Raw genomic sequence first — 19849 nt, 5'->3', positions numbered from 1 at the left:
GGTAGCGGAAATGGAGTCAGGTCGTCCGGCGTTGGGTCATGAAGGGCGCTCGGCGCCCTTCGTACGGCATGCCCGCAACGAGGAGGAACGCCACGTGAGCCAGTACGTCAGCAGGCTCGGGCGCCGTTCCCCGACGGTGCCCCCGCGGCTGCGACTGCACCGACGGCCCCGGCGCGTCGCCATGCTCTCCGTGCACACCTCACCGCTCCACCAGCCCGGCACGGGCGACGCCGGCGGCATGAACGTCTACATCGTGGAGCTCGCCCAGCGGCTGGCCGCCCAGGGCGTCGAGGTCGAGGTCTTCACCCGGTCCACCGCGGGGGACCTGCCGCCCGCCGTCGAACTCGCCCCGGGCGTTCTCGTCCGGCACGTCGACGCCGGCCCCTACGAGGGCCTGGCCAAGGAGGAGCTGCCCGCCCAGCTGTGCGCCTTCACGCACGGCGTGATGCAGGCCTGGGCCGGCCACCGCCCCGGCCATTACGACCTCGTCCACTCCCACTACTGGCTCTCCGGCCACGTCGGCTGGCTCGCCGCCCAGCGCTGGGGCGTCCCCCTGGTGCACGCCATGCACACCATGGCCAAGGTCAAGAACGCCAGCCTGGCCGAGGGCGACACCCCCGAGCCCGCCGCCCGCGTCATCGGCGAGACCCAGATCGTCGCCGCCGCCGACCGGCTGATCGCCAACACCGAGGAGGAGGCCGGCGAACTCGTACGGCACTACGGCGCCGACCCCGCCAAGGTCGCCGTCGTGCACCCCGGTGTGAACCTCACCCGCTTCCGCCCCGCCGACGGCCGCGCCGCCGCCCGCGCCCGCCTCGGCCTGCCGCAGGACGCCCTGGTCCCGCTGTTCGCCGGCCGGATACAGCCGCTCAAGGCCCCCGACGTGCTGCTGAGGGCCGTGGGCGTCCTCCTCGACCGGCGGCCCGAGCTGCGCTCCCGCATCGTCGTACCCGTCGTCGGCGGCCCGAGCGGCAGCGGCCTCGCCAAGCCGGAGGGCCTGCAGAAACTGGCCGCCCGGCTCGGCATCGCCGACGTCGTACGGTTCTGCCCGCCGGTCGGGCAGGACCGGCTCGCCGACTGGTTCCGGGCCGCGTCCGTCCTGGTCATGCCCTCCTACAGCGAGTCCTTCGGCCTGGTCGCCATAGAGGCGCAGGCGGCCGGCACCCCGGTCCTGGCCGCCTCCGTCGGCGGTCTGCCGGTGGCCGTGCGCGACGGCGAGACCGGATTCCTGGTCCAGGGCCACGACCCGGCCGACTACGCCCACGCGCTGGGCCGCTTCGCCGACGACCCGCGCCTCGCCGACCGGATGGGCGCCGCCGCCGCCCGGCACGCGGGGTTCTTCGGCTGGGACGCGTCGGCGGCGGCCACGGCCGACGTGTACACGGCCGCGTTGCAGGCCCACCGGCGTCGCGTACGCTCGCCCCATGGGTAGCGCCACGGGTGAGGCGGAGCAGCAGCGCGCGACGCGGGTCGTCGAGGACGTCCTCAAGGACGCCGAACTGGAGTGGGAGAGCCCGCGGACCGGCACCTACGTCGTGAAGCTCCCCGGCACCCGCAAGCTGTCGACCACCCTGTCGATGATCGTCGGCCGGCACTCGCTGTCCCTGAACGCGTTCGTCGTCCGCCACCCCGACGAGAACGAGTCCGCCGTCCACCGCTGGCTGCTGGAGCGCAACCTCAAGCTGTACGGCGTGAGTTACGCCGTCGACCAGCTCGGTGACGTCTACCTCACCGGCCGGCTGCCGCTGGCCGCCGTGACCGCCGACGAGGTCGACCGGCTGCTCGGGCAGGTCCTGGAGGCGGCCGACGGCAGCTTCAACACCCTGCTGGAGCTCGGTTTCGCCTCGGCGATCCGCCGCGAGTACGCCTGGCGCGTCTCGCGCGGCGAACCGACCCGCAACCTCGAGGCGTTCGCACACCTGACACAGCGTCCGGTCGACTGAGGCGCGCCCGCCTCATGTCCCCTTGCCCCATGAGGTCCCGCGCCCGTACCGGCCCGGAGTCACCCCCACGAGTTTCCTGAAGTGCCGGGTGAGATGGGCCTGGTCGTAGAAGCCGGTCTCGGCGGCCACCTCGGCCGGTTTCCGCCCCGCCAGCAGCAGCCGGCGGGCGCGGTCCACCCGGCGGGACATCAGGTACTGGTGCGGGGCGATGCCGTACGCGCCGCTGAACGCCCGTACCAGATGGGCGGGATGGGCCTGTACGAGGGCGGACGCCTCGCCGAGCGTGACACCCTGGGGCACCCGCTCGTCGAGCAGTTCACGCAGCCGGCGGGCGAGGGCGGGGTCGCGGCGCGGGGCCCCGACGGCGAGCCGGGGCCGCAGATGCGCGCGCAACCGCTCGCCGATGAGTGTCAGCCGGCTCGCCGCCTCCAGCTCGTCACCGGGCAGGGCGAGCGCGGTGTGCACCTGCCCGACCCGCCGCCGCAGCACCGGATCGCGCAGGTCGGGACCGTCCACGGCCGCCCCGACGAGCTCGTCGCCGAGATGGCTGGTGTCCAGGTACAGCACCCGCTTGCGGAAGCCGCTCGGGCCGACGGGGGAGCCGTTGTGCGGGACGTGTGGCGGCAGCAGGGACACGGTGTCGTGCGGGGTGCCGTGCTCGTGCCGGTCCAGGTCGTACCGTACGGCGCCGTCGTCCACGATCAGCAGCGTCCACGCCTCGTGCACGTGCATCGGGTAGGAGTACTCGGTGAAGTGCGCGTGGAACACCTCCACGACGCCCGGGACACGCGGGCGCCAGGCGGAGACGTTCCGCTGCGGGGCCATGCAAAGAACGTACAAGACGGCGCGGCAGGGCGTTCGGGAGTCTCGTCCCATGAACAACGAGCAGTCGAACGACGAGCGGGACCAGCTGAACGACGAGCAGAACGACGGGCAGCCCGTCCGCTTCGACACCAAGATCGCCGTGCTGCTGCGCGAGGACCTGGAGCCCTGGCAGCGGCTGAACGTCACCGCGTTCCTGGTCAGCGGCCTCGGCACGACGCTCCCGGAGGTGATCGGGGAGCCGTACGAGGACGCCGACGAGGTGCCGTACCTGCCGATGTTCCGCCAGCCGGTGCTGGTCTTCCAGGGCACCAAGGAGACGCTGACCGCCGCGCACGGGCGGGCCCTGTCCCGGGCTCTGCCGCGCGCCGTCTTCACCTCCGACCTGTTCACCACGGGCAACGACCGTGACAACCGGGCCGCGGTCCGGGCGGTGCCGACCGGCGACTTGGACCTGGTGGGTCTGGCGGTGTACGGCCCCAGGAACGCGGTGGACAAGGCGCTGAAGGGGGCGCGGATGCATCCGTAGGCCTGCGGGCGAACGGGTGCCTGCGCTTGCCGGTGCCTGCGCTTGCCGACGTCCGCGCCCGCTCCTGCGCCTGCCTTACGCCGTGCCGACCTCGGTGCGAGGCTCGGTGCGGGTCTGAACGGCGGTGGTCGGCTCGGCCTTCGGCAGGTGGCGCATCAGGACCCAGTAGCCGAGGGCGGCGGCCGTGCCGACGGCCGCGCACATGCCCCACAGCCACTCGGCGCCGAGCCGGTCGATGACGGCACCGGACATCAGGGGCGCCACCAGCGCGGCCAACGACCAGGACAGGGTGTAGACGCCCTGGTAGCGCCCGCGCCCCTGCACCGGGGACAGCCGGACGACCAGCCCGGTCTGGGTGGGCGCGTTGATCATCTCGCCGAGGGTCCACACGCAGACCGTGAGCGCGAACACGCCGACCGACCCGGCGAACGCCGTGAGCCCGAAGCCGTACCCGGCGAGCAGGGCGGAGACGATCAGCAGCCGCCCGGGGTCCCGGTGCTCGATGAAACGGGTGACCGGGATCTGAAGGGCGACGATCAGGATTCCGTTGATGGCGATGGCCATGCCGTAGTCGGCGGGCGTGAACCCGGCCCGGCCCATGGCGACCGGCAACCCCACCGAGCCCTGCATGAAGATGACGGCGATCAGGAAGGACGCCCCGACGACCCCCATGAACCGCCCGTCCCGCAGGACGGTCCACAGCCGGACGGCGTCGCCGCCGCCCTCGTGGCTCGCCTGCGCGTCCGGGCCCGGCCGGGACTCGGGCACCTTCAGGAAGACGACGATCGCGCAGGCCATCGTCATCCCGGCCTCGATCAGGAAGCCCGCGAGGTAGCTGAACTCGGCGATGAAGCCGGCCGCCATGGAGGAGACGGCGAAGCCGAGGTTGATCGCCCAGTAGTTGAGGGAGAAGGCGCGGACGCGGTCCTCGGGACGCACGATGTCGGCCATCATCGCCTGCACGGCGGGCCGGGAGGCGTTGCTGGCCATGCCGACCAGGAAGGCGACGGCGGCGATGGCGACCGGCTCCCGGACGAATCCGAGCGCCGCGACGGACACGGCGGTGGAGGTCTGGGCGATGAGCAGGGTCGGCCGCCGTCCGAGCCGGTCGGCCATCACGCCCCCGGCGAGCGAGGAGACGACGCCGCCGAGGCCGTGCAGCGCGGCGACCAGACCGGCGTACGAGGCGGAGTAGCCGCGGCCGAGGGTCAGGTACAGCGCCATGAAGGTGGCGACGAAGGCGCCCAGCCGGTTGACGAGGGTGCTGGTCCACAGCCACCAGAACTCACGGGGGAGCCCGGAGACGGTCTCGCGGGCGGCGCGTCTCAGACTGGCGACGGACATGGAACGACCCCCGTGGATGTAAGCGGCTGATGCGGTGAGCACAACTTACGAGGAGGGGGATGCGCAGGACCACTCAATTAGCAGAAGCCGTCAACTGTCGGACGCCGCGGCGGCGCGGCCGTCCGCCTGCCGGGCGCCGGGGCAGGGGGCCGAATGCGTGGATTACGCTCTGAGGCATGGCCGACGCACCGTACAAGCTGATCCTGCTCCGCCACGGCGAGAGCGAGTGGAACGCGAAGAACCTGTTCACCGGCTGGGTGGACGTCAACCTCAACGAGAAGGGCGAGAAGGAGGCCGTCCGCGGCGGTGAGCTGCTGAAGGACGCCGGCCTGCTGCCCGACGTCGTCCACACCTCCGTCCAGAAGCGCGCGATCCGCACGGCCCAGCTCGCCCTGGAGGCCGCCGACCGCCACTGGATCCCGGTCCACCGTTCCTGGCGCCTGAACGAGCGCCACTACGGCGCCCTCCAGGGCAAGGACAAGGCCCAGACCCTTCAGGAGTTCGGCGAGGAGCAGTTCATGCTGTGGCGCCGCTCCTACGACACCCCGCCGCCGCCGCTGGACCGCGACGCCGAGTACTCCCAGTTCTCCGACCCGCGCTACGCGAACCTCCCGCCGGAGCTGCGCCCGCAGACGGAGTGCCTGAAGGACGTCGTCGCCCGCATGCTGCCGTACTGGTTCGACTCGGTCGTCCCCGACCTCCTGTCCGGCCGCACGGTCCTGATCGCCGCCCACGGCAACAGCCTGCGGGCCCTGGTCAAGCACCTCGACCACATCTCGGACGCCGACATCGCGGGCCTCAACATCCCCACCGGCATCCCCCTCTCCTACGAACTCGACGCCGACTTCCGCCCCGTGACCCCCGGCGGCACGTACCTCGACCCGGAGGCCGCGGCAGCCGCCATCGAGGCGGTCAAGAACCAGGGCAAGAAGAAGTAAGCGCCCACGAATAAGCCCCCTACCTGCGGTTTCTCCGCTTGTAGGGGGCGTCTTCGCACTCTGGGGCCGTCTGTGGGCCGTTAGGGCGATGGGGCCGTGCGCTCTCCGGGCTCCGGCTCCTGCCTCCACTCCGCTCTGGCGCCGGCGCTCTGGAGGACAGCGACAGCGGACTGGGCCCTGCACGCAGACAGTCCCTCAAGGAGGGTGACGGGCGCTTGGCGCGCCAGCACCCGGCTGTGCCACAAGCTCAGCCCGGTCACCTTTCGCACGGCTCGGATCACATCCATCTCGCGGGGCCCGCAGTCGATGAGCACCACCTCGTGGGACGGGTCGTCGCAGAGCAGCGTGTAGTACTCGGTGGACTCTTCATCGGACATCTCGCCCTCCTGCCTCAGCGAACGGGAGCGTATGCGCCCTCGAAGACGGCAGCCACGGCTTTTCGGGTGCGCTCGCGGCTGCTCGGCATGAGGTGGGCGTACACCCGCAGAGTCAGGCCGGGGTCGGAATGGCCCAGGTATTCCGCGAGGGCTTTGATGTTCTCCCCCGCGTCCGAGAGCACTGAGGCGTAGAAGTGGCGGAGGGCGTGCATGCCGTTCTCGCGGGACTCGGCGTACGGTCGACCCCGCTCGGGCACCGGGATGACGCTGGCCGCAGCCAGCGCCGGCTTCCACGCCTCCTCGTTGAGCGACGTCCGCCAGACATGCCCGCCACGCGGCCCGGTGAAGATGAGCCGCTTGGTCACCAGGGGCCCGTCTGCGGCCTTCCACGGCAACGTGATCTCTACCGGCGGGAACTCCTTCATGTGCGCTCGGAGAGCCTCAGCGACCGGCACGGGGAGTGGTACGTCTCGGAGCTTGGGCGTCGCGGTCGACGCGATCGACTTCAAGTCGGGCACCCTCCACGTGGTCCAGCATGTCGGCCCGGACGGCGAAGACCCGCTCGGGCGTCCACGGCACGACGCGTGTCGACGGTCGGAGGCCGGACGGACCGAGCGGGACACGGGTTGCGGGGCAGGTGGCCGTCATCCACTGCCGCGCTGAGAGCCGCGCCGGACGTGGCCCGCGGCACGACCTTCGCGATCACCACGAACCGCGAGTGATCGTCGATCCCGGTGACCATCTTGCGCTCGCCTCCATCGGCCAGCAGCACGCCGCCGACGATGTCCATCTGCAACAGTTCCATCGCCGTCGACCGCTCCCACCCGCGGTAATCCGAGCGGCGCCGCCTGCGTACTCCCGGCTCGAGCAGACCGTTGCGGACCAGGACCCGGTAGACCGTCGCCGGGGAGGGCACCGGTGCGATGCCTCTGCGTTCCACCTCGTGCACCAGCCTGCGCGGACCCCAGCCGGGATGCCGGCGCCGTAACTCACACACCACCGCCTCCACCTCCCCGGCGATCCGGCGCGGACACTCGGCCGGCCGGTGCGACCGTGTCGACACCCCCTTCCACCACCCCTTCAGTCGTCGTGCGAAACTCCCTCCCTGGTCAGAGGGAGGGGCAGGGGCGTGGAGAAGTCCGAGGCGAAGCAGTTGCTGGAACGGGCTCGCGAGATGTGGGATGCGGAGGAGTGGCTGCGTTCCGCCGAGTTGTACGAGCAGGTCCTTGCCCACTATCCGGACGAGGGCCCCAGCGCGGTGTGGTGGTATGACGCAGCACTGGCGTACAAGTTTCTGCGCAACTGGGCAAAGAGCTACGAACTCGGCCGTGAGGCTGCCGCCCGCTCGCCGCGCGGCGAGCAGGACCCTGCGTTTTGGAACCTGGGGATCGCTGCCACGATCCAGCGTGACTGGGCGACCGCCCGTGACGCCTGGGAGGGCTTCGGGATCCCGATGCCGGCGGGCGAGGGGGAGATCAACGGCGCCTTCGGCCCGGCGTGCGTACGGCTGGACACAGGTGGTGAGCGCGAGGTGGTCTGGATCCAGCGGCTCTGCCCGACGCGAGGACGCGTGATGAACGTTCCTGCCACGAAAGGCCGTCGCTTCGGCGAGATCGTCGTGCACGATGGGGAGCCGACTGGGGAGCGGACGTACAACGGCCAGAGCGTTGCTGTCTTCGACGAATTGCTGCTCTTCGAGGCCTCTTCGCTGCCGACGCTGCATGCGACCGTAAACGCAGCGGATGCATCCGACGTCGACGCCCTGGTGGCTTCATTCTTCGCGCAGGACTTCGGCGCCGAGCCGGCGAGCAGCTTCCACATGCTGTGCGCATGCTGCAGCGAGGGCCGGGTCGACTGGGATGAGGCCAGCGCGCCAACACACGGCGGCTCACAGACTGTCTGGCTGGCCGCCCCTGAGGCCGAGGCCCGGCAGCTACTGGATGTGTGGGCGACGGGCGGCGAACGTAGCTGGAACGGACTGGAGCTGTTTGGTTGAGCCCCGGGGAGTGAGCGGGGAGTGGATCAAGAGAGTCGTGCCGCGCAGTGGTCACGTAGACCAACGCACACCAAGCCTCTGACATGCACAGTTACTCAACCGCCCTGGTGGGTGCTGACACACGATCATCGCAACACCCGACCTTCGGGGACGCGATGGCCTTCGAGATCCGAAAGATCCGAACACGCAGGGGAAGAAGAAGCTGGCCCGTGAGCGGGAGGAATACTTCCGGCTCATGGAGCAGGGGGGTAAGCAGCCAGGAGGCGTGCCGGATCGTCGGCATCAACCGGCGTACCGGCAAGCGGTGGCGCAACGGCACCAATCCAACGAAAAACAGACCCGCTCAGCCCGCACACAGAGTGCGTGTCAACGGCCCTTGAGATGCCCAGGTGGGCGGCCGTCGGGTGTCCGGGCTGGTGGCCATCAGAAATCCATGCCTGTGGCCAGCGGTGTTCCTGGGGCCGGTCACGTCAAGGGGACCACTCCCTTGCCGGCAAGGGCCTCGGCGAGGCGGTGTGAATCGCCGGAGGTCGTCACCAGGTGAGCGTGGTGCATGAGGCGGTCGGTGCTGGCCCCGGCGAGCGTCTTGGGCGTGATCGTGTCGAACCCGGAGGGATGGATGTTGCTGGTCACCGCGATCGAGCGGCGTTCGTATGCGGCGTCGATGATCCGGTAGAACGCCTCGGCGGCGTTCTTGCCGACCGGAAGCAGGCCGATGTCGTCGATCACGATCAGATCGGCCGAGTCGTGGAGCCTCACCGGCTCAGGAATCGATCCCGTCCTGGTAGGCCCAGGCGGCGAAACCGACTGGCAACACTGACCACCGCCGCAACCGACACCGCTGCGGCACTCAACCTGCGTTGCAACGACCGCTGGAATCCAAGGGGTTTCCCGTGGGCAGGGGGCTTCTTCACGGGCCGGGGCCGTCCGTGGGCCGTGGGACTACGGACGCTGGTGGCGCCAGGGGCCGTGATCACTCACGCCAAAGCGGCTCCCGGCCAAAGTCGCTGTGCCGCCCACGTACTAGCCCGCAGGCCATGACCGCGCCCGCGCAGCATGACGGTTTCCTGCCGGACCTGGAATGCGACCAGTTCCGTGCGCTTTTGCGTCGGTACTGCGCGCATGAACTCGATGGGCACGCTCGTACTGCCCGTGCCAAGCAGTCATCGTGAAGATCAGTGCAATGGCCGCTATGAGCAGTTGGACCGCTCCTGCGAACGGATGCGCCGAGTACAGGAAGACCACGGCGATCACGAGCACGCCCAGTGTGAACCCGCCGAGCCAGAGGACCGGGACCCAGTCCATCGTGGGTGTCCCGGTTTGTTCGTCCGCACTGCCCCATCCACGGATGGCCAACGTCAGCACCAGCAGAATGGCGACCGGGATCTCGATGAGCAGCACGATCAGACTTATGCAGCCACCCGCGAACCCGTCGCCTCGCGAGTCTGAACGCTTCCCAGGCCGGCGATCGGTCCCCGGCAGGCGCGGTACACGCGAACTCGGCTCGAAGCGCATGGCCACATGCTCGTACGTCACGCCGTGCGCTGCTTTGCGGTTCACCAGGCCGAGACCGAGCCGTGTCCGAGCAAGAGATCTTTGCCGCCAGCCTGGAACTGTCCCTCCCCGTTGGGATTCGCGATCAGCGGAAGCGTGATCGCACATGCTGAGCAAGCGTGGGTGGCCGACGCCCCAGGGCGGGACGCGAACCACGGCCAGGAGCTACCGGCCGACGGCGCCTGGACGTTCATCGCTCGGGCCCTGAGCGCAGCGCGGTTCCACGAGTGACGGCGTGCCCCCTGCGTGGCGGAAGGGGAAGCGGCCGACGGGGAGCAGCGGGGAGTCTCGGCGAACGGTCCGAGATCCCGCGGGTCAGCAACTCGCCAGGTCAGGCCGGTTGCACGTACGCGATCTTCCAAACTGGGTCCGCGCCCCCCCGTATCGTGGTCCCCGCCCAAGGCCCCAGCCCGAGGAGGGTTCCTGGTGACCGCGTGGGTAAGAGTCCGACTGCTGTCCAGCACAGCCGAGGGCGCCGTCTACACATGGGCCGATGACGAGGAACGCGCAGGCTGGCCGATCTTCGCCCCGACAGACAGCAGCTTCCACGCCTGCGACAGCACGGGGAATCCGCCCCTGGGTGACCTCTGCTTAGATTTTGTGCCCCGCGAGCGAGGCTGTGACCCTTCCTCCCCGTTGAGCCTGCTGAATCCGCTCCGCCTGCAAGCGAGCCAGGGCAAGCATGTCTTGAGGGTCGGCCTTCTGCTCATGGGTGTATGCCATAGTGGCGACGACTGTGCCGACCCGCATCACGATGGAGACGAAAGGCTGGTCGGAGTACTTGTTGAATCCGGTACGTGCCATGCTCACGTTGCCCACGGTGGGCATTGAGATGGCGCGATCTTGCTGGCTGGCGTACGACTTACGATGCTTCTCGTATCCCGACCGAGCGCTTTGCGTGTCGTCATAGGCGTAGAGGTCGATGTAGACATTTCCTGTGCTGTCCGCGTTGTCGTATTGCAGCTCAGCATGACTGGTCAGTCCTGCACACACGTTTGCGCGGCAGGGAGCGCTCTTCGGATAGTCGCGTCCGCGTAGTTCCGTTCTGCCGACTTTCCAGCCGACGGGCATGCTCTGCAGATCCGGGACCGTCTGCTTGAGTCGAGCGTAGTTGAGGGGAGTCGGCAGATCGGGAGTTGGGGCGGCCGGCGTACGAGTGCTGCGCCCCGTGCCGCCAGCAGCTGTCTCGCTGCCCTGGCATCCGGCCGCCGTCAGCACCACAACGGCTAGCGCCGCCAGTGTCCATCCCCTTGTCACTGACAGTCTGCGTCCCATCCGCGAGCCCCTCCCCCGTGTGTGACTTCGCCGAGGATAACGGTGGGTTGATCGCCTGTACGGCTAAGGGTTCCTGCGGGTCCTTCGGCTGGATGCCCTGGGCCTGGTGGCGATGACGCCGAGCGCACGCCAGTGAGCCGTGCGGACCTGAACGATGACGGCCTCCTGCCCGATCAGGGATCCAGGCTGGCCCCAATCGGCAACATCACGATATTCGGCTCACCCCGGACGAACTCGGCGTCTACACCGCCATCCACATCCCCAACCCGTCGCGACGGGCCATGTACTTCTCCGTCACCGTGCGCGTGACAGGGCCGCACGGATATGAGGTGATGATGAAGCGCTCCTTCCCCAGCGGATAGACGGCTCTCCGTCGGGGCCGAGCAGCCTTGGCACTCTTCGGCACAGACGCGGACGACCTGTCGGTCTGCACGGCTGTCAGCCCACCAGGGTGTGCAGCCCGACTGCCAGAAGAACTACTCCCGCGATCCCGAATTGGATCCGCATGGTGGTAGGGCTCAGCCAGGGCGTTCCGTACCGTGTCCGCCGCGTGCCCACCACGTCCGCCCAATCCCACATCCACACGTCGACACCGCGGTAGCCGCATGCCACCGCCATGAACGCGCTGCCCGCGAGCAGTGCGAGTGCCCCACGAAGGACCAACGCCGCTCCCATGCCCAACCCCACGATCAGCGTCACTCCGCGGCATTGTTGCAGGGAACACCGAGGATCGCCTGATCCGTCAGGAAGCCGTTTGTGTGGCGGTTCGGCGCCGACGAGGAGTTGGTGCCTGTCGAGTTCCGGATCGAAATGACCCCGGTTCCGGACAAGGCGGAGCGAGACCTGGAGACGCACGGCATCCTCGACCCCGCTTCCATGGTCCGGCAACGGAAGCGCTGACCGTGGTGGGTGCCGTCCCCGACCCGGGGGTGGCGGGTTCTACGGGCGGTGCACGGTTTCCGGTGGAACGGGCGTCGGCCTTCGGGGCGGTGGCCCGTACCGCCGCCGGGCTTCGCTTCCCTGCTCGGCGTCACGAGTCGCGCTCGGCGTCACGAGTCGCGGCGGAACGCCGATGTCCGGGCGAAGGCGGGAGCAAGGCGGCATCAAGTGGGCGTAAAGATTGCCGAGGGCAGGCAATGTATTGTCACCCGGTCGCATGGCACTATGCAGGCGGGGGAGATCGCCGAGTGAAAGCGGGGCCCGAATGAACTGGTTTGTGGGTCTCGGCGTCGCGGGACTGGTCCTGCTGGTGCTCTCGCTGATCTTCGACGGGATCCTGGAAGGCGTGTTCGGCGGGGTGCTGGACGGGCTGTTCGACGGGCTGCTGTCGCTGCCGGTCATCGCCGGATTCGTGTCCATGCTCGGCTTCGGCGGGGCTATCGCGCTCGGCACCACCGGTCTGGGGGTCACGGGGGCGACGGCGATCGGCGTGGTGGCGGGCGTCGCCACGGGCTGGTTGACGTGGAAACTCAGCCGCGTGCTGATGCGGGAGCAGGGCGCCGCCGCTCCACGGGGCGGCGATCTCGTCGGCAGCTCGGGGTCCGTGGTGACCGCCATTCCGGCCGAGGGGTACGGCGAGGTACTGGTACGTCTCGCCGGGCAGCCGCTGAAGCTGGCCGCGAAGTGTTCGGTGCCCGTGGCGCGGGGTGCCGAGGTCTGGGTGGAGTCGGTACTCTCTGCGACCTCGGTCGCGGTCCGGCCGGTCGAGGACTGACCGGCGGAGCGGCGTGCCACGCAGCGAGGCCCACACCCCCGCTCCTTCATCTTTCTTCCGCGCCCGTTCTGATCCGTTCCCGATCCATTCCTGATCCGTTCAGATCAGTTCGGTTCAGATCCGATCTGATCCGATCTGATCCGATCTGATTCGTTCCAATTCGCCGTCCCCCGGGGAGGGCTGAGGGGATTCCACATATGAGCCCTGTACTGATTGCCGTGATAGGAGTCGTCGTACTCCTGGTCCTGCTGGCCCTCGTGGTCGTCACCCGTTACAAGGTCGCGGGTCCCAGCGAGGCGTTCATCGTGACCGGCCGGCGCGGCAAGAAGTCCACCGATCCCGAGACCGGCCAGGTCTTCACCGACAACAGCGGCCAGAAGGTCGTGGTCGGCGGCGGTGTCTTCGTCGTGCCCTTCGTCCAGCAGAAGTTCACCCTCGACCTGTCCAGCCGGCACATTCCGGTGGCCGTCCGGGGCGCGGTCACGTTGCGTGGGGTGAAGGCCCACCTGGAGGGCGTCGCCATCGTCAAGGTCGGCGGCACCGAGGACTCGATCCGCGCCGCGGCCCAGCGCTTCCTCCAGCAGCAGGAGGGCATCGTCGGGTTCACCCAGGAAGTGCTGTCCGGCGCGCTGCGCTCCATCGTCGGACGGATGTCCGTCGAGGACATCATCCGGGACCGGGCCGCCTTCGCCGGACAGGTCGCGGAGGAGGCCGAGGCCAGCCTGTCCGGGCAGGGGCTGGTGCTGGACGCCTTCCAGATCCAGGACATCACCACCGAGGGCTCCTACTTGGAGGACCTCGGCCGGCCCGAGGCCGCCCGCGCCAAGCAGGAGGCCGACATCGCCGAGGCCGTCGCCCGGCGCGCTTCCGAACAGGCCCGCCTCAAGGCGGAGGAGGAGATCGCGGTCGCCCAGCGCACCTACGCCCTGAAGCAGGCCGAGATCAAGGCCGAGACGGACGAGGCCGCCGCCCGCGCCAACGCGGCCGGCCCGCTCGCCGAGGCCGCCCGGCGACAGGAGGTCCTGCAGGAGCAGGAGAAGGTCGCCGCCCGGCAGGCCGCGCTGACCGACCGCGAACTGGACACCCAGGTCCGCAAGCCCGCCGACGCCGCCCGTTACCGGGCCGAACAGGAGGCGGAGGCCCACCGCATCGCCCTGGTCAAGGAGGCCGAGGCGGCCGCCGAGCGGGCACGGCTCACCGGTGAGGGCGAGAAGGCCCAGCGTGCGGCGCTCGCCGAGGCCGTTCGTATCGAGGGTGAGGCCGAAGCGGCCGCGATCGCCGCCAAGGGCGCGGCGGAGGCCGACGCCATGCACAAGAAGGCCGACGCCTTCGAGCGGTACGGCGACGCGGCGGTGCTCCAGATGCTGGTCGAGGTGCTGCCGCAGGTCGTCGGCAAGGCGGCCGAGCCGCTGTCGGCCGTGGACAAGCTGACCGTCATCTCCACGGACGGAGCGGGCCAACTCCCGCGCACGGTCGCCAACAACGTCGCCCAGGGCATGGAACTCCTCAGCTCCACCACGGGCGTCGACCTCGCGCAGCTCCTCCAGGGCATCGCCGGTCGCGGCACGACGAAGACCCCGGCGCAGGTCGAGTCGTCGACTCCGGCGCCGGCCGAGCCCTCTCACGACAAGATCGACATCACCGAGTAGAACCGAACAGGGAACAGAGCGGCTGACACCGCTGACCACGGAGCCCGGACGCCCGAACGGCGCCCGGGCTCCGCTGTCTTCTGGTCCCTCCTGCCTGGCCGGCGGTGTCGAGATCGAGCCGTCCGTCAGCTCCGGGAGTCCTAGGGTGCTGTGCGAAGCCTGCGACCCTGACGACCGGGAGAACTGTGAGACTCGCACCGATGGCCGCCGTAGCCCTTCTCTCCTCCGCCGCCCTGCTCACGGCGTGTGCTCAGGAGGAGGAGCTGCGTCCGCCCAGGTCGGTGGGGGAGGGCGCCTGGTACTCGAGCAGCAAGGAGGAGCGCCGGGGATACTGCGAGGCTTACCGCGCACGTGATCCACAGCGCCCCATCCACCTCCCCACCTATGCGTCAGCGGAATCGGAGGACGAGTTCGCCGACGACTTCTACGAGGTGCTCAGGGAGAAGTGCTGAGCGGCAGGGGGTACCCGGGGTCAGCGGCGGCCGCTGTGGTGGCCGCGGTCGTCGCGGAGGTTGGTGTTCCAGCTCTTGGTGTCCACCAGGTGGCGGCGCTCGTTGCGCAGGGTGGCGGAGTCGCGGCGGTCCCAGATCTGGTTGTGGCGGTCCTGGAACAGGTCAGTACGGGTGTCGCGGCCCACGCCGGTGTGGACCCGGACCGTGGCGTGGCCGTTGAGACGGAAGTGGCGGAAGGTGTAGGTGTGGCCGTGCCGGTCGGACAGCGTCCAGCCGCTCAGGTTGACGTTCTGGCGGCTGGTGTTCGTGATCGCCACCCACTCCTGGTTCACGGCGCGGTTGGCGCGGTGGTCGCGGCCCTCGGAGCCGAGGTGCACGTTGCTGATCACCACGTCCTGGCGGTGCGCGCGGGGGGCGTGGCCGGCCGCGGACGCCGGCAGCGCCACCGTGCCGACCAGTGCTCCGGCGGCGGCGACGGTGGCGGCCAGACGACGAGCGGTCACAGAAACGGAAACGGACACGGTCTCTCCCTGCTTGGTGCGAGCACACTCCGCCTGCGGGGACGGGCCGCGCGGGAAGGTGTGCGCTGTGCGGTGGCGGCCGGCCGGCCGCGCCCTCACACCTTGTCCGCCGATTCCGGGACATGCGGGTAATTCCCGACTGGTGTTACAGAGTGCCCATATTTCCGTGACGGTTGGCTGTAGGGCTCATTCAGTCGCCGAACGCGGGCGGTTGACGGGCCGTCGGCGGGGGAGGCCCTTGCGGGCACTGAGCCGCCGCGCGCGTACGCCATGACGTCCCACCCCGGAAGCGGCACGGCCGTCACTCCCCCGTGGGTAACAGCCCGCGCAGACGGCGCGGGGCCCCGGTGGAGTACCGGGGCCCCGCGACCACCGCGGCGACGTGCGCCGCGGTGCGGTGGTGGACGAATGTGGTGGGCGGCGGCCCGTCAGCCGCACTGGCAGGGGCCGCCCGACTGGCAGCCGCAGCCGCAGCCCGAGCCGCAGCCGCAAGCGCCGAAGAGCGGGAGGCTTTTGATCTCGGCGGGCTGCTCGGTCTCGCGCTCCTGCGTGGGGTCGGGTGTGGTGCTGGGGGATTCGGCCATGGGTCCCTCCTCGAGACTGGTGCCTTCGCCCATTCCATGCCCGCTGCCCTGGGCGCATCAACGGCGCACGGTGGCTCGTGCACGCCCGGCGCCTCAGGCGCCCCGGCCGTGCGCCGCCGCCCCCGGCGCCCCGCCTCGGGCACCTGCTTCGCGCCGCCGCCACCGCCCGCGGTCGTCAGGCGCCCTCCACTCCCGTCACCGGCTGGATGTCCTGCTGGAGCTCGTCCGCGTGCTCGCCGGTCACCAGGTACACCACCCGCTTGGCGACCGCGACCGCGTGGTCGGCGTACCGCTCGTAGTAGCGGCCGAGCAGGGTGACGTCCACGGCCGTCTCGATGCCGTGCTTCCAGCGGTCGTCGATGAGGTGCTGGAACAGGGTGCGGTGCAGCAGGTCCATCTCGTCGTCGTCCTGCTCCAGCTGGAGGGCCAGGTCGACGTCCTTGGTCACGATGACCTCGGCCGACTTCGCCATCAGGCGCTGGGCCAACTGCCCCATCTCCAGGATGGTGGCGTGCAGGTCCTGCGGGACCGCGCGCTGCGGGAAGCGCAGCCGGGCGAGCTTGGCCACGTGCTGGGCCAGGTCGCCCGAACGCTCCAGGTCGGCGGACATCCGCAGGGACGTGACGACGATCCTGAGGTCCGTGGCCACCGGCTGCTGCCGGGCCAGCAGGGCTATCGCCCGGGCCTCCAGGTCGTGCTGGAGCTCGTCGACCCTCTGGTCGGCCTCGATCACGCTCTCGGCCAGCTTCAGGTCGGCGTCCAGGATGGCGGTCGTGGCGCGCCCGATCGCCGACCCGGTCAGCCGCGCCATCTCCACCAGACCGTCGCCGATCGAGTCAAGTTCCTCGTGGTACGCGTCCCGCATCAGGGTTCCCTCTCGTGCGTCGTCGTTCGGGGGTTCGTAGGGGTTTTCCGGGGCCGGGACCGCGGAAGAGCCGACGGTGCGAACCCCACGCTCCCACGGTCCGGGGCCCACGCGTCCGTTTCCGTCACCCCAAATGAACCATCACTGGCTCCAAGGTGAACTCTGGGCGACGAGTGTCCGAGGTCGCACCTCGGCGGCTGTGGTCCGGTCCCGTCCCGTGCCTAACCTGGACGCATGGACGTGAACGCGGCGGTCGCCGCAGCGGCAGCGATCGCCGGAGTGCTCACCGGCGTCATCGCCATGCTGGCGTTCCGCTGGAGCGAGCGCGAGCAGAGGCGCCCGACCCGTACTTCCCTGCACACCGACCCGGTCCTGCCGCCGGGTGTGGACACCGTCCTCTCCGTTCTGCGCTCCTCAGCGGTCGTCCTCGACGAGGCCGACGCCGTGGTCAAGGCCAGCTCCGCAGCGTACGCCCTCGGGCTGGTCCGCGGCGGCAAGCTGGCCGTGGAGCCGATGCTCCAGATGGCCCGGGACACCAGGAGGGACGGAGAGATACGGCAGGTCGAGCTGGACCTGCCGCGGCGCGGCACCGGACGCGGCGAGGCCCTCGCCGTCTCCGCGCGCGTCGCGCCGCTGGGCTCCAGGCTGGTCCTGCTCCTGGTGGAGGACCTCACCGAGGCCCGCCGGATCGAGGCCGTACGACGCGACTTCGTCGCCAATGTGAGCCACGAGCTGAAGACGCCCGTCGGCGCGCTGTCCCTGCTGTCCGAGGCCGTCATGGACGCCTCCGACGACCCGGAGGCCGTGGAGCGCTTCGCCGGGCGCATGCAGATCGAGGCGACCCGGCTCACCAACCTGGTGCAGGAGCTCATCGACCTCTCCCGGGTGCAGAACGACGACCCGCTGGAGGACGCCGAGCCCGTCCGGGTGGACGAGCTGGTGGCCGAGGCCGTCGACCGCTGCCGCCACCAGGCCGGGACCAAGCAGATCACCATGGCGGCCGGCGGCACCGAAGACCTGCGGGTGTGGGGCAACCGCGGCCAGCTCGCCGCCGCCCTCGGTAACCTCGTGGAGAACGCCGTCAACTACTCCCCGTCCCGGACCCGCGTCGGCATCGCCGCCCGCCGGGTCGACGTCCCCGGCGGGGACCTCATCGAGATCGCCGTCACCGACCAGGGCATCGGCATCTCGGACAAGGACAAGGAGCGCATCTTCGAGCGCTTCTACCGCGTCGACCCGGCCCGGTCGCGTGCCACGGGCGGCACCGGCCTGGGTCTGGCGATCGTGAAGCACGTGGTCGCCTCGCACGGCGGGGAGATCACCTTGTGGAGCGCTGAGGGACAGGGCTCCACCTTCACCCTGCGGCTGCCGGAGGCGGCCGCGGCCCGAGAGGCCCGCGACCGCGCGCAGCAGCACCCCGCCCTCGACGAGGAGGCCGGGCAGCCAGTTCCCCAACCAACCCCTTACGAACCGCTTCCTGCCCCGGAGGTCCTTCCGTGACCCGAGTGCTCGTCGTCGAGGACGAGGAGTCCTTCTCCGACGCCCTGTCGTACATGCTCCGCAAGGAGGGTTTCGAGGTCGCTGTCGCGGCCACCGGGCCCGATGGACTCGACGAGTTCGAGCGCAACGGCGCCGATCTCGTCCTCCTCGACCTGATGCTGCCGGGCCTGCCCGGCACGGAGGTCTGCCGCCAGCTGCGCGGCCGCTCCAACGTCCCCGTGATCATGGTGACCGCCAAGGACAGCGAGATCGACAAGGTCGTCGGCCTGGAGATAGGCGCGGACGACTACGTCACCAAGCCGTTCTCCTCCCGCGAGCTGGTCGCCCGCATCCGCGCGGTGCTGCGCCGGCGCGGCGAGCCGGAGGAGGTCACCCCGGCGGCCCTGGAGGCCGGGCCGGTCCGTATGGACGTCGACCGGCACGTCGTCACCGTCGCCGGCTCCAAGGTCGACCTGCCCCTCAAGGAGTTCGACCTGCTGGAGATGCTGCTGCGCAACGCCGGCCGGGTCCTGACCCGGATGCAGCTCATCGACCGCGTCTGGGGCGCCGACTACGTCGGCGACACCAAGACGCTGGACGTCCACGTCAAGCGGCTGCGCGCGAAGATCGAGCCCGATCCCGGCGCCCCGCGCTATCTGGTGACGGTCCGGGGGCTCGGTTACAAGTTCGAGCCGTAGGCCGGTGCGGGCCGCGCCGCGCGCACCGTCCGTTGCCCACCCCCCACGTCAAGGGCGGCACCCTCCTGGAGAGGGAGCCGCCCTTGACGTGTCGGTGGTGCTGGTCGCCGAGCGGGTCTCAGTTGCCGGCGGCCGGCTCGCCGGGCGCCGCCGGGATGTTGCTCGGGCCCCACTTGTCGAAGTAGCCCTCGGCCGGGACCACGAAGGGGCGCAGGCTCACTTCACCGGTCTTGCTGAAGGTGAAGGTGACCTTCTGCGCGTTGCCGTCCTTGAGCACCGGGCCGGGGCTGGTCAGCGCGGCGGAGGCGTTGCCCTTGCCGCCGAGGATCACGGAGCCGTGCGCGGGGATGGTCACCTTGCCGCTGCCCTGCGCCGGGGTGATCTGGGCGGAGCCGTCGCCGTCGACGCGGATCGCGTCCAGCGTCTGGTCGGTCGTGCCGCTGTTGAAGAGCGTCGCGATGATCACGGCCGGGCCCTTGGTCTGGACGCCGGGCTGGGTGACGATCACCGCGTTCTGGATCTTGATCGGGCCGACCGTCGTGGCCGCGTTGTCGGGGCGGATCTGGAGCGTCTGGGCGTCGTTGCCGGCGCCGCAAGCGGCGAGCGAGGCGATCGAGAACGCGATGGCGGCGGCGGCAAGGGCGCCGCGTCGAAGGCTGCTGCTCACGGCGGCGGCAACTCCTTTTAACGTGGGCGGAACAGGGCGGCTCCTTTATAAAGCCGTCCTAAGCGTCTGTCAGCGGCCATAGGTTACCGAGCCGTTCCCACGGGCCTGCACCCGACCCGCCCCCTGGGCCTCCCGCCGCGTCCCGCACCCCCGCGGCGCGGCCGTCCCGGCGTCCGTGAATCCGATCCCGCGGCCGGGTCGGTACGGGTGCCCGCGCATTGGCGGCGTGGTCGTCCGCCTTTCCCATAAGCGCACCCCGCATAGTCCGCTCATAGTCCGTCATCGGCCTGCTGGGGATTTCCGGTGAAGGAATGCGCGCCGGGGGCGGGAATTGATCACGGCGGTCCGTCCGGTGGATGGGACGAACGGCGTGATCAATTCCGGATTCGTCTTGGAGGCGGCTCCTGGGCACCGAACGGAGTAGCGGAAGTCGAGCGCTTGG

19 protein-coding genes and 4 pseudogenes are annotated in these 19849 nt (G+C 70.1%); 11 read left to right on the top strand and 12 right to left on the bottom strand.

Annotated elements, in window-relative coordinates:
* Positions 1-94 precede the first annotated feature (94 nt).
* The gene (gene mshA / locus ACTYVM_RS18050; RefSeq protein WP_445526864.1) at positions 95-1432 is read left to right on the top strand and encodes a D-inositol-3-phosphate glycosyltransferase; all 1338 of its coding nucleotides are present in this window, start codon (positions 95-97) and stop codon (positions 1430-1432) included.
* A complete protein-coding gene (locus tag ACTYVM_RS18045; RefSeq protein ID WP_445526863.1) occupies positions 1425-1943 on the top strand; it encodes a type III secretion system chaperone family protein in 519 nt (172 codons plus the stop codon). The genes mshA and ACTYVM_RS18045 overlap by 8 nt, the downstream gene beginning before the upstream one ends.
* Before the next feature lie 12 nt (positions 1944-1955).
* Here the strand turns inward: ACTYVM_RS18045 and ACTYVM_RS18040 are convergent, their stop codons facing one another.
* Entirely contained in the window at positions 1956-2768 is an 813-nt protein-coding gene (locus ACTYVM_RS18040; protein WP_445526862.1) for a helix-turn-helix domain-containing protein, read from the bottom strand.
* A gap of 49 nt (positions 2769-2817) precedes the next feature.
* On the opposite strand from ACTYVM_RS18040, the gene ACTYVM_RS18035 reads away from it, so the two are divergent.
* Complete coding sequence (locus ACTYVM_RS18035; RefSeq protein ID WP_445526861.1) at positions 2818-3294, top strand: DUF2000 family protein; 477 nt, start codon at positions 2818-2820, stop codon at positions 3292-3294.
* Positions 3295-3369: 75 nt separating this feature from the next.
* On the opposite strand, the gene ACTYVM_RS18030 is transcribed toward ACTYVM_RS18035, so the two are convergent.
* Positions 3370-4638, bottom strand: a complete 1269-nt coding sequence (locus ACTYVM_RS18030) for an MDR family MFS transporter (RefSeq protein ID WP_445526860.1) — start codon at positions 4636-4638, stop codon at positions 3370-3372.
* A 176-nt stretch (positions 4639-4814) separates the two neighbouring features.
* Here ACTYVM_RS18030 and ACTYVM_RS18025 point away from each other — a divergent pair, with 176 nt between their 5' ends.
* On the top strand, positions 4815-5576 hold the full coding sequence (locus ACTYVM_RS18025) for a phosphoglyceromutase (protein ID WP_445526859.1): 762 nt from the start codon (positions 4815-4817) through the stop codon (positions 5574-5576).
* Between the two features lie 80 nt (positions 5577-5656).
* Here the strand turns inward: ACTYVM_RS18025 and ACTYVM_RS18020 are convergent, their stop codons facing one another.
* The 3 genes and pseudogenes from ACTYVM_RS18020 to ACTYVM_RS18010 form a co-directional block, all read right to left on the bottom strand.
* Positions 5657-5953, bottom strand: coding sequence for a ribosomal protein L7/L12 (locus tag ACTYVM_RS18020; protein ID WP_445526858.1), 297 nt, complete (start codon positions 5951-5953; stop codon positions 5657-5659).
* 14 nt (positions 5954-5967) lie between these two features.
* Positions 5968-6623, bottom strand: a pseudogene (locus tag ACTYVM_RS18015) (tyrosine-type recombinase/integrase); the annotation flags it as partial.
* Positions 6609-7019, bottom strand: a pseudogene (locus ACTYVM_RS18010) (helix-turn-helix domain-containing protein); the annotation flags it as partial. The pseudogenes ACTYVM_RS18010 and ACTYVM_RS18015, both read right to left, overlap by 15 nt.
* 63 nt (positions 7020-7082) lie before the next feature.
* Between ACTYVM_RS18010 and ACTYVM_RS18005 the strand changes: the two are divergent.
* Together ACTYVM_RS18005 and ACTYVM_RS18000 are read left to right on the top strand one after the other, a co-directional pair.
* Positions 7083-7949, top strand: coding sequence for a tetratricopeptide repeat protein (locus tag ACTYVM_RS18005; protein ID WP_445526857.1), 867 nt, complete (start codon positions 7083-7085; stop codon positions 7947-7949).
* A gap of 155 nt (positions 7950-8104) precedes the next feature.
* A pseudogene (locus ACTYVM_RS18000) lies at positions 8105-8308 on the top strand (helix-turn-helix domain-containing protein); the annotation flags it as partial.
* Positions 8309-8414: 106 nt separating this feature from the next.
* Here the strand turns inward: ACTYVM_RS18000 and ACTYVM_RS17995 are convergent.
* The 3 genes and pseudogenes from ACTYVM_RS17995 to ACTYVM_RS17985 form a co-directional block, all read right to left on the bottom strand.
* Positions 8415-8690: pseudogene (locus tag ACTYVM_RS17995) on the bottom strand (ATP-binding protein); the annotation flags it as partial.
* A gap of 282 nt (positions 8691-8972) precedes the next feature.
* A complete protein-coding gene (locus ACTYVM_RS17990) occupies positions 8973-9350 on the bottom strand; it encodes a DUF6234 family protein (RefSeq protein WP_445526856.1) in 378 nt (125 codons plus the stop codon).
* Positions 9351-10094: 744 nt separating this feature from the next.
* A complete protein-coding gene (locus tag ACTYVM_RS17985; RefSeq protein WP_445526855.1) occupies positions 10095-10778 on the bottom strand; it encodes a hypothetical protein in 684 nt (227 codons plus the stop codon).
* Between the two features lie 1204 nt (positions 10779-11982).
* Here ACTYVM_RS17985 and ACTYVM_RS17980 point away from each other — a divergent pair.
* The 3 genes from ACTYVM_RS17980 to ACTYVM_RS17970 all read left to right on the top strand — a co-directional run bounded on the left by ACTYVM_RS17980 (position 11983) and on the right by ACTYVM_RS17970 (position 14593).
* On the top strand, positions 11983-12492 hold the full coding sequence (locus ACTYVM_RS17980) for an NfeD C-terminal domain-containing protein (protein WP_445526854.1): 510 nt from the start codon (positions 11983-11985) through the stop codon (positions 12490-12492).
* 197 nt (positions 12493-12689) lie between these two features.
* A complete protein-coding gene (locus ACTYVM_RS17975; RefSeq protein ID WP_445526853.1) occupies positions 12690-14141 on the top strand; it encodes a flotillin family protein in 1452 nt (483 codons plus the stop codon).
* 200 nt (positions 14142-14341) lie between these two features.
* Positions 14342-14593, top strand: coding sequence for a hypothetical protein (locus ACTYVM_RS17970; RefSeq protein WP_445526852.1), 252 nt, complete (start codon positions 14342-14344; stop codon positions 14591-14593).
* Positions 14594-14613: 20 nt separating this feature from the next.
* Here the strand turns inward: ACTYVM_RS17970 and ACTYVM_RS17965 are convergent, their stop codons facing one another.
* The 3 genes from ACTYVM_RS17965 to phoU all read right to left on the bottom strand — a co-directional run bounded on the left by ACTYVM_RS17965 (position 14614) and on the right by phoU (position 16563).
* Positions 14614-15096: a lamin tail domain-containing protein gene (locus tag ACTYVM_RS17965; protein WP_445526851.1), complete on the bottom strand. Its 483-nt coding sequence runs from the start codon at positions 15094-15096 to the stop codon at positions 14614-14616.
* 446 nt (positions 15097-15542) lie between these two features.
* On the bottom strand, positions 15543-15698 hold the full coding sequence (locus ACTYVM_RS17960; RefSeq protein ID WP_199836638.1) for a hypothetical protein: 156 nt from the start codon (positions 15696-15698) through the stop codon (positions 15543-15545).
* A 175-nt stretch (positions 15699-15873) separates the two neighbouring features.
* On the bottom strand, positions 15874-16563 hold the full coding sequence (gene phoU / locus ACTYVM_RS17955; protein ID WP_445526850.1) for a phosphate signaling complex protein PhoU: 690 nt from the start codon (positions 16561-16563) through the stop codon (positions 15874-15876).
* Positions 16564-16797: 234 nt separating this feature from the next.
* Between phoU and phoR the strand changes: the two genes are divergently transcribed.
* Positions 16798-18063 (top strand): two-component system sensor histidine kinase PhoR, encoded by a 1266-nt coding sequence (gene phoR, locus ACTYVM_RS17950; protein WP_445526849.1) that lies wholly within the window; start codon positions 16798-16800, stop codon positions 18061-18063.
* A 5-nt stretch (positions 18064-18068) separates the two neighbouring features.
* Positions 18069-18740, top strand: a complete 672-nt coding sequence (gene phoP, locus ACTYVM_RS17945) for a two-component system response regulator PhoP (protein WP_466437636.1) — start codon at positions 18069-18071, stop codon at positions 18738-18740.
* A gap of 118 nt (positions 18741-18858) precedes the next feature.
* Here the strand turns inward: phoP and ACTYVM_RS17940 are convergent, their stop codons facing one another.
* Positions 18859-19407, bottom strand: coding sequence for a copper chaperone PCu(A)C domain-containing protein (locus ACTYVM_RS17940; protein WP_445526848.1), 549 nt, complete (start codon positions 19405-19407; stop codon positions 18859-18861).
* Positions 19408-19849: the final 442 nt, after the last annotated feature.

It is taken from the genome of Streptomyces cyslabdanicus (assembly GCF_052663305.1).
The sequence above is the reverse complement of the archived record's forward strand: the minus strand, read 5'-3'. Positions and strand labels throughout refer to the sequence as shown.

Coding starts and splice junctions, on each gene's coding strand:
- ACTYVM_RS18045 (WP_445526863.1), top strand. CDS start 1,425: ATGGGTAGCGCCACGGGTGAGGCGGAGCAGCAGCGCGCGACGCGGGTC.
- ACTYVM_RS18040 (WP_445526862.1), bottom strand. CDS start 2,768: ATGGCCCCGCAGCGGAACGTCTCCGCCTGGCGCCCGCGTGTCCCGGGC.
- ACTYVM_RS18035 (WP_445526861.1), top strand. CDS start 2,818: ATGAACAACGAGCAGTCGAACGACGAGCGGGACCAGCTGAACGACGAG.
- ACTYVM_RS18030 (WP_445526860.1), bottom strand. CDS start 4,638: ATGTCCGTCGCCAGTCTGAGACGCGCCGCCCGCGAGACCGTCTCCGGG.
- ACTYVM_RS18025 (WP_445526859.1), top strand. CDS start 4,815: ATGGCCGACGCACCGTACAAGCTGATCCTGCTCCGCCACGGCGAGAGC.
- ACTYVM_RS18020 (WP_445526858.1), bottom strand. CDS start 5,953: ATGTCCGATGAAGAGTCCACCGAGTACTACACGCTGCTCTGCGACGAC.
- ACTYVM_RS17985 (WP_445526855.1), bottom strand. CDS start 10,778: ATGGGACGCAGACTGTCAGTGACAAGGGGATGGACACTGGCGGCGCTA.
- ACTYVM_RS17980 (WP_445526854.1), top strand. CDS start 11,983: ATGAACTGGTTTGTGGGTCTCGGCGTCGCGGGACTGGTCCTGCTGGTG.
- ACTYVM_RS17975 (WP_445526853.1), top strand. CDS start 12,690: ATGAGCCCTGTACTGATTGCCGTGATAGGAGTCGTCGTACTCCTGGTC.
- ACTYVM_RS17970 (WP_445526852.1), top strand. CDS start 14,342: ATGGCCGCCGTAGCCCTTCTCTCCTCCGCCGCCCTGCTCACGGCGTGT.
- ACTYVM_RS17960 (WP_199836638.1), bottom strand. CDS start 15,698: ATGGCCGAATCCCCCAGCACCACACCCGACCCCACGCAGGAGCGCGAG.
- phoU (WP_445526850.1), bottom strand. CDS start 16,563: ATGCGGGACGCGTACCACGAGGAACTTGACTCGATCGGCGACGGTCTG.
- phoR (WP_445526849.1), top strand. CDS start 16,798: ATGGACGTGAACGCGGCGGTCGCCGCAGCGGCAGCGATCGCCGGAGTG.